Source organism: Pseudonocardia kujensis (assembly GCF_021283305.1).
GTDB classification, from domain to species: Bacteria; Actinomycetota; Actinomycetes; order Mycobacteriales; family Pseudonocardiaceae; genus Pseudonocardia; species Pseudonocardia kujensis.
In genome coordinates this window covers 25495-33557 of record NZ_JAJSOK010000081.1, presented here as the reverse complement: position 1 = coordinate 33557, position 8063 = coordinate 25495, and the positions used below count along the sequence as shown (strand labels likewise).

General features: G+C 75.1%; 8 protein-coding genes. 5 read left to right on the top strand and 3 right to left on the bottom strand.

The window, feature by feature from the left end; all coding sequences use genetic code 11:
* Both LWC35_RS34100 and LWC35_RS34095 read left to right on the top strand, forming a co-directional pair.
* A partial coding sequence (locus LWC35_RS34100; RefSeq protein ID WP_232874619.1) for an MOSC domain-containing protein occupies window positions 1-698 on the top strand: 698 nt, incomplete at its 5' end.
* 97 nt (window positions 699-795) lie between these two features.
* Complete coding sequence (locus LWC35_RS34095) at window positions 796-2463, top strand: alkaline phosphatase family protein (protein WP_232874618.1); 1668 nt, start codon at window positions 796-798, stop codon at window positions 2461-2463.
* Here LWC35_RS34095 and LWC35_RS34090 read toward each other — a convergent pair.
* A complete protein-coding gene (locus LWC35_RS34090) occupies window positions 2456-3253 on the bottom strand; it encodes a serine/threonine-protein kinase (protein WP_232874617.1) in 798 nt (265 codons plus the stop codon). The two genes, LWC35_RS34095 and LWC35_RS34090, sit on opposite strands and share 8 nt — an antisense overlap.
* 46 nt (window positions 3254-3299) lie before the next feature.
* On the opposite strand from LWC35_RS34090, the gene LWC35_RS34085 reads away from it, so the two are divergent.
* A complete protein-coding gene (locus tag LWC35_RS34085; RefSeq protein ID WP_232874616.1) occupies window positions 3300-4040 on the top strand; it encodes a CDP-alcohol phosphatidyltransferase family protein in 741 nt (246 codons plus the stop codon).
* Here the strand turns inward: LWC35_RS34085 and LWC35_RS34080 are convergent.
* The gene (locus LWC35_RS34080; RefSeq protein WP_232874615.1) at window positions 4037-5047 is read right to left on the bottom strand and encodes a phosphotransferase family protein; all 1011 of its coding nucleotides are present in this window, start codon (window positions 5045-5047) and stop codon (window positions 4037-4039) included. The two genes, LWC35_RS34085 and LWC35_RS34080, sit on opposite strands and share 4 nt — an antisense overlap.
* A gap of 104 nt (window positions 5048-5151) precedes the next feature.
* Here LWC35_RS34080 and LWC35_RS34075 point away from each other — a divergent pair, with 104 nt between their 5' ends.
* Window positions 5152-5718 carry a TetR/AcrR family transcriptional regulator gene (locus LWC35_RS34075; protein WP_232874614.1) on the top strand — a complete coding sequence of 189 codons (567 nt, stop codon included), beginning with the start codon at window positions 5152-5154 and terminating at the stop codon, window positions 5716-5718.
* A gap of 94 nt (window positions 5719-5812) precedes the next feature.
* A complete protein-coding gene (locus tag LWC35_RS34070) occupies window positions 5813-6532 on the top strand; it encodes a type 1 glutamine amidotransferase (protein ID WP_232874613.1) in 720 nt (239 codons plus the stop codon).
* 57 nt (window positions 6533-6589) lie between these two features.
* On the opposite strand, the gene LWC35_RS34065 is transcribed toward LWC35_RS34070, so the two are convergent.
* A complete protein-coding gene (locus tag LWC35_RS34065; RefSeq protein WP_232874624.1) occupies window positions 6590-7786 on the bottom strand; it encodes a cytochrome P450 in 1197 nt (398 codons plus the stop codon).
* Window positions 7787-8063 lie beyond the last annotated feature (277 nt).

Sequence of the window (8063 nt, the reverse complement as noted above, 5' to 3'; positions counted from 1 at the left end):
AGCCCGACGGCACGTTCGTCACCGCCCGCGCGCTGCCCCGGCTCGTGCTGGTCCACCCCGAGCCCGACGGGGAGGGGCTCGTCCTGCGGGGCCCGGGCGTCGCGCCCCTGTCCGTGCCGGTGCCCGCGGGCGGCCCGCTCGCCGACGTCGTCGTGTGGCGGGACCGGGTCAAGGCCACCTGTGCCGGCGACGAGGCGGCCGCGTGGCTCACCGGGGTCCTCGGCCGGCCGCTGCAGCTCGTGCACCTCGACGACCCCACCCGCCGGCCCGTCGATCCCGACTTCGGCGCCGCCGGCGACACCGTCTCCTTCGCCGACGGCTTCCCGCTGCTGCTCACCACGGACGCCTCGCTCGCGGCCCTGAACGAGCTCGTCGCCGCGGGGCCCGACCCGGGCGAGGGCCCGGTGCCGATGGTCCGGTTCCGGCCCAACGTCGTCGTCGCGGGGTCGGAGCCCTGGGCCGAGGACGGCTGGACCGCGCTCCGGATCGGCGAGGCCCTGTTCCGGGTGGTCAAGCCCTGCGGCCGCTGCGTGTTCACGACGATCGACCCGGACACCGCCGAGAAGGGCCGCGAACCGCTCGCCACCCTGGCCCGGCACCGGCGGACCGGCGGGAAGCTCGTGTTCGGGACGAACCTCGTGCCGGACACTCCCGGTGCGACGATCCGCACGAACGACGAGGTCGAGGTCCTCGGCTGATTCCGGGCGCGGGGTGAACCGCCGCGGCCCGGGGGCCGTGTCCTCTGGTGCCGGTGCCCGCTCGGGGTGCCGCGCGCCGTGCCGAGGAGTACCACCGATGACCGTGACCAGCCCACCCGAGACCGCGCCGCCGCCCGCGTCCGACGACCGCCCGCGTCGGATCCGGCGGATCGGCTCGGTGCTGCTCACAGCGCTCGCCGCGGTGTTCGTGCTGGTCGCGCTCACGACGCCGGCGGAGGTCGTGCAGCTCGAGCCGCTCGCCTTCCTGCGACTCCCGGTCGAAGGTCTCGCCGGGGCGGCGCTGCTGCTCGTGCTGCGCGGCCGGACCCGCCGGGTCGTCGCACTGGTCCTCGGGGCGCTGCTCGGCGTCCTGCTCCTGCTGCGGATCACCGACCTGGGCTTCCGCGCGGTGCTGGTCCGGCCCTTCGACCCCGTGCTCGACGGCGTGCTGCTCGGCAACGCCGTCGACTTCCTGGACGAGTCGTGCGGCCGGGCCGGCGGGATCGCGGCGCTGGTCGCGGCGGGGCTGCTCGTCGTCGCGGTGCCGGTGCTGATGGCGCTCGCGGTGCGCCGACTGGCGAGGCTCCTCGGCGAGCGCCGCCGGGTGAGTGCCGGGGTGCTCGCGTCCCTCACCGCGGCGTGGGTGGTGTGCGCGGTGCTCGCGGCGCAGCTCGCGCCCCCGGTCCCGTTCGCCTCCCGCAGCGTCGCGTCGCTGGCCTGGGCCACCGCGAAGCAGGTCCCGGTCAGCCTCGCCGACGAGCGGGAGTTCGCCCGGCAGTCCGCCGCCGACGCCTTCGGCGACACCCCGTCCGACCAGCTGCTCACCGCGCTGAAGGGCAAGGACGTCGTGGTCGCCTACGTGGAGAGCTACGGCCGCAGCGCGGTCGAGGACCCGCAGTACGCGGCGGGCGTCGGCGCCACCCTCGCACAGGGTGACCAGGACCTCGCGGCCGCCGGGTTCGGCTCCCGCAGCGGCTGGCTGACCTCGCCGATCGCCGGCGGCGGCAGCTGGCTCGCCCACGCGACCTTCCTGTCCGGGCTGTGGATCGACAACCAGCAGCGCTACCGCAGCCTCACCTCCAGCAACCGGCTGACGCTGACCAAGGCGTTCCAGCGGGCGGACTGGCGCACCGCCGACGTCATGCCCGGGACCACCGAGCCCTGGCCCGAGGGCGGCTTCTACGGCGTCGACCAGCACTACGACGTCCACGCCCTCGGCTACCACGGGCTGAACTACAGCTGGTCCCCGATGCCGGACCAGTTCGCGCTGTCGAGGTTCCAGCAGCTGGAGTACGGCGTGCCCGGCCGCGGACCGCTGATGAGCGAGGTCACGCTGACCTCCAGCCACGTGCCCTGGACCCCGGTGCCGACCATGCGGGACTGGAACTCCCTGGGCGACGGCAGCGTGTACGACGAGGAGGTGCGCGCGGCCGACCCGCCGGACACGGTGTGGAGCGACCCGGCCCGGGTGCGCGACAGCTACCGGCGGACGATCCAGTACTCGCTCGACTCGCTGGTGTCCTGGGTGAAGACCTACGGCAACGACGATCTCGTGCTGATCGTGCTCGGCGACCACCAGGCCGCGCCGATCATCACCGGCGGCAGCCCGAACCACGACGTCCCGATCTCGGTCGTCACCAAGGACAAGGCCGTGCTCGACAAGGTCGCCGGGTGGCAGTGGCAGCCGGGGCTGAGGCCCGCGCCGGACGCGCCGGTCTGGCGGATGGACGCCTTCCGCGACCGGTTCCTCGACACCTTCAGGTGAGGGCCAGCAGGTCGACGTGCCCGACCTCGGCCCGCAGCTCGCCCGCCGCGAGGGCCTCGAGCCGTCGTCGCAGGTAGGGTCCGGCCTCCGCGGCCAGCGCGGGCTCCTGCGCGCAGGCGGCGGCGATCCAGCCGCGCAGCCACTCCTCGGTGAGCTCCGGGTGCGCGGGTCCGAGCCGCCAGGGGCTCGGACGGGTCGTCACGGTGGCGCCGAGGGCACCGAACGCCTCGGCCGCCACCGTGCCGGCATCGGGTCCGAGCAGCCGGCGACCGGCGACGGGCCGGCGCTGGTGGGCGTCGAACGCGGCGGCGAGCCGGGCGTCGAGCGGCTCGGCCGGGGCCAGGCGGGCGCCGCCGGTGACGGACAGGGTGAACAGGGCCGCGGCGCCGGCCCCGACGCAGAGCCGGGCGAGCCGGCGCACCTCCTCCGCGGTGAGCAGGTCGAGCAGGGCCGAGCAGGTCACCAGCGTGGTGCCCGCGAGGTCGGTGAGCTCGGCCAGCTCGGCCTGCACCGGCTCGCCGGGGACGCTCCCCGCCGCGATCGCCAGCAGCCCTGGGTCGCGGTCGTGGAGGAACCAGCGCTGCGGGCGGGGCAACCGCGGGGCGAGCCAGCGCCCCATCGACCCGCTGCCGCACCCGAGGTCGCGGACCACCAGCGGCGGGGCCAGGGCGCGCAGGGGCTCGACGAGGTCGGCGGCCCGGGCCTCGGCGTCGGCCGGCTCCCGCAACGCCAGCCAGTCCGGTGCGCAGACCGGCGATCCCGGGGTACTCAGCCTCGCGTCCCACTCCATCCGCGCCTCCGTTGAACCGTCGCCGCCACCCGTCCGTGTAGGGAGTGTGTACCTGCAGAGCCCCCTGACGAGGTCCCCGGGCACGGCCCTGCCGCTCGACCGGCAGCAGGCCGCCGCGGCCGTCCTCCAGCTCGTGCTGCTCGCCGCGCTCACGACGGCGGCCGGTCTCGGCCCCGCCGGGTGGCTGGCCGGGGTCGCCTACGGCGCCGGGCTGCACACCCTGCTCGCCGGGGCGGCCCGCCGCGCGGGGACCGGTGCCCTGGGTCCCGCGGACCTGGTCACGCTCGGCCGGGCGGTGCTGATCGGCGGGGTGACGGCCCTCGTCGTCGACGGGCTCGTGGCGGGGCGGCCCGCACTGGTGCCGCTCGTGGGCCTGGCCTCGGTCGCGCTGGCGCTCGACTTCGTCGACGGGCGGGTGGCCCGGCGCACCGGCACCGCGAGCGCGCTGGGCGCGCGGTTCGACATGGAGACCGACGCCTACCTCCTGCTCGTGCTGAGCGTGCAGGTCGCCGCCGTGACCGGGCCGTGGGTGCTGGTCATCGGCGGACTGCGGTACGCGTTCGTCGCCGCCGGGTGGGTGCTGCCGTGGCTGACCGGAAACCTCCCGGCCCGCTTCTCCGCCAAGGCCGTGGCCGCGGCGCAGGGGATCGTGCTCGTCGTGGCCGCGGCGGGGATCCTGCCGGTGGCGGCCGCCGTCGTGCTCGTGGCCGTGGCCCTCGGCGCGCTGGCATGGTCCTTCGGCCGCGACACCCTGCTGCTCTACCGGAGCCGGCCGGCGAGCGCCTAGCTCCCCAGCGCCCGGACCCCGGCGGCGGCCAGGGGCTCGACCGCGCCGCCGACGGTCTCGAAGCCCTCGCCGAGGGTCTTGCCCGCGACGAACCGGGCGTGGATGCCCTCGGCGATCACGGCGGCCTTGAAGTAGCCGAGGGCCAGGTAGAAGGGCCAGTCGGCGACGTCGCGGCCGGAGGTCTTGGCGTAGCGGGCCGCCAGGTCGTCGGCCGCGGGGAGGCGGGTCGAGGTCGCCGCCGCGCCGCCCGCCAGCACCGGGTCGAAGGCCGGGTCGGAGTAGGCGATGTGCAGGCCGAGGTCCGAGAGCGGGTCGCCGAGCGTGGACATCTCCCAGTCCACGAGCGCGCGCACCTCGGTGACGTCCGCGGGCCCGAGGATCGCGTTGTCGATGCGGAAGTCGCCGTGCACGATCGACGCGCCGGACTCCTCCGGGGTGATCGCGGCGAGCCGCTCGTGCAGGGTCTCGACGTCGGGCAGCGGCCGGGTCCGCACCCGCGTCCACTGGTCGTACCAGCGCCGGACCTGCCGGCCGAGGTAGCCCTGCGGCTTCCCGAACTTCGCCAGCCCCACCGAGGCGGGGTCGACGGCGTGCAGCGCGGCCAGGGCGTCGACCAGCGCGAAGGCGCAGTCGTGCACCTCGGCGTCGGTGAGGGCGTCGAGCTCGTCCCGGGTCCGGATCACCCGCCCGTCCACGAACTCGACGACCGCGAACGGCGCCCCGATGACCGAGTCGTCCTCGCACTGCACGATCGGCCGCGCGACCGGCACGCCGTGCCCGTACAGCGCCGCGACCACGGTGTACTCGCGCTTCATGTCGTGCGCCGACGGCGTGAGCCCGCCCAGCGGGGGCCGGCGCAGCACCCAGGTCGAGGTGCCGTCGGTGAGCCGGTAGGTGAGGTTGGAGCGGCCGCCGTGCAGCAGCTCCGCGGTCAGCGGGCCGGTGCCCGGGACGTGCTCCTCGACGTACGCCTGGAGCTTCGGCAGGTCGAGTCCCTGCACGGCCACGGTGCCTCCTCGGTTCATCGGCTAACGGCTGCTAGCCATCGGACCATACGTCAGGGCGTAGTGTCACGGTCACGGCTATCACGCATTAGCCGGGAGGGGTGGGCATGGGTACCGGGACCGCGATCCGCGTGGCCGCGCTCGGGCTGTTCGCCGCCCGCGGCTACGAGGGCACCACGATGGCCGAGATCGGCGCGGCCGTGGGCATCCGCGGGCCGAGCCTGTACAAGCACGTCGCCTCGAAGCAGGACCTGCTCGTCGAGCTGATGACCACCACCATGGACGGGCTGCTGGAGCTGCACCGCAGGGCGGTGACCGGCACGGACGACCCGGTCGAGCGGCTGCGCCGGGCCGTCGACGCGCACGTCCGCTTCCACGCCCGGCACCGGATGGAGGCCTTCGTCGGCGCCAGCGAGATGCGCAGCCTGGTCGAGCCGCACCGCGGGACCGTCCTCGGCAAGCGGGCCGAGTACGAGCGCGCCTTCCGGCGGCTGGTCGAGGAGGGGGTCGCGGCCGGTCGGTTCCACGTGCCCTCCGCCCGCCTGGCCTCCTACGCGATCCTCGACCTCGGCATGGGCCTCGCCACCTGGTACCGCGAGGAGGGCGAGCTCAGCGAGAACGAGGTCGTGTGGCAGCAGACGGAGTTCGCGCTCCGGTTGGTGGGGGCGGGGTAGGCGAGCCCTGTCGGCATCGGGTGTGCGGCGTCCCACGCCGCCTGCCCGGGTCGTGGGGTGGACGGGAGAGCGGCGGGCCGGTAGCCACGGGGGCATGCCCCGCGCACTCGCCCCCCGCGCACTCGTCGTCGTCCACGAGACCGACCCGGTCCGGCAGCGCCGGATCCCGGGGACCGTCCTGCCGGCCCTCGCCGAGCAGGGCGTCGAGGCCGAGATCGCGACCTTCCTGGACGGCGGGCAGGTCCCGGACCCGGCCGAGCGCGACCTCGTCGTGGTCATGGGCTCGGCGCACGCGGCCTACGACGACACCCTGCCGTGGCTCGCGCCCGAGCTGGCGTTCCTGCGCAGGGCCGTCGAGGTCGGCACGCCCGTGCTGGGCATCTGCTTCGGCGGGCAGGCGCTCGCCCGGGCGTTGGGCGGGACCGTCGGACGGGCGCCCGAGCCCGAGCGCGGGTTCGTCGACCTCGAAGCCCTGCGTCCGGACGTGCTCCCGGCCGGCCGGTGGATGGAGTTCCACCACGACGCCTTCACCCTGCCCCCCGGGGCGGAGGAGCTGGCGCGCAACGCCGTCGCCCTGCAGGCCTTCGCCTCCGGGCCGCACCTCGGCCTGCAGTTCCATCCCGAGATCACACCCGACGTGTTCGCGGCCTGGTCCGGGTCGTGGCCGCCCGAGGTCGCCGTGGCCGTCGCCGCCGAGGTGGACCTCGACGCGGTGCGGGCCGAGCTGGCCACCCGCGCCGACGACCTCGCCGACGCCTGCCGCACCGTGGTCGCCGGCTTCCTCGCCCGGGCGGACCTCCCCTCCGCGGCGTGAGGTGAGCACCGGCGCTGCCGGACGACCGCCCGACGACACCGGCGCTCGACGGTGGGCTCAGCGCACCAGCACGGGCAGCCTCTCCACCCCGTAGACAATCGAGGCGTCCCGGAACTCCAGCTGGTCGACCGGCACCGCGAGGCGCAGGTCGGGGAAGCGGCGGAACAGGGCCGGGTAGGCGGCGCGCAGCTCCATCCGGGCCAGCTCGGCGCCGATGCAGCGGTGGATGCCGTGACCGAAGGCGTAGTGCGAGGCCGGGGCGCGGTGCGGGTCGAAGCTCTTTAGCAGCTCGCCGTCCCGGTCGGCCGAGAGCAGCGAGCAGATCACCCCGTCCCCGGCCTTGACCGTGACCCCGCCGATCTCGACGTCCCGGGTGGCGAACCGTGGGAACGCCACCTGCACGACGGTCAGGTAGCGCAACAGCTCCTCGACCACCGGCCCCGCGTCCCCCTCGCGGACGATCCGGGCGGCCTCCGGGTCCTCCAGCAGCGCGATGCTGCCGAGCGCGAGCATCGACGCCGTGGTCTCGAAGCCGCCGGTGAGGACGCCGTCGGCGAGCCCGGCGAGCTCCTCGTCGTCCACCCGGTCGCCGTGCTCCCGGATGATCATCCCGAGCAGCCCGTCGGTCGGGCTGTCGCGCTGCTTCTTGACCTGCTCGCGCAGGAAGACCAGCGAGTCCGAGATCGCGCCGAGCGAGGCGCTGGCCCCACCGAGCAGGTCGAAGCGCGCGGTCGCGACCTCCTGGAAGGCCTCGCGCTCGGCGTACGGCACCCCGAGCAGCTCGCAGATCACGAGCGACGGGATGGGCAGCGCGAACTCCTCGACCAGGTCGACCGGGCCCGGGGCGGCGTCCATCCGGTCGAGGCACTCCCCCACGATCTCCTCGATGCGCGGAGTGAGGCGGGCGAGCCGGCGCATCGTGAACTCGGGCGTGAGGAGCTTGCGCAGCCGCGTGTGCACCGGCGGGTCGGAGAAGCCGAGGCCGCCGGGGTTCTCGCTCTCGGCCATCCCGACCTGCACGGCGAGGTGGTTGAAGTCGCTCGAGTAGGTGTCGACCGAGCCGAGGACGGAGCGGACCTCGTCCCGCCCGGTGACCAGCCAGACGTCGATCTTCAGCGGCAGGTCCAACCGGCTGACCGGCGCGGCCTCCCGCGACTCGGCCAGGGCCGCGATCGGATCGAGCCCCTCGCGGCGCAGCGGCATGAGCGCGGAGTCGGGCAGCAACGACCCCAGGTCGAGTCCCTTCCGGTTCATGCGGGTCAGCTGACGGCGGACGAACCAGGACGCGATGCGTGCTCGGAGCGTGGGCACGCGGCCGACCCTAGCGGGGGCACGTGAACGTCCGTTGCAAGCACCGCTACGACGCCGAGACACTCCTGAGACGGCATTCAGGGGAAGCGCGGCCCCGGTCAGCGACCGGGACCGCGCCTGCCGCACCGTGCGACGTCCGTGCCGACCCCCCGGCGGTTCCCCCACCGGCACGGCACGTTGCTAGTACGGCTGTACCAGAACCTACCTGCCCACGCCGTGG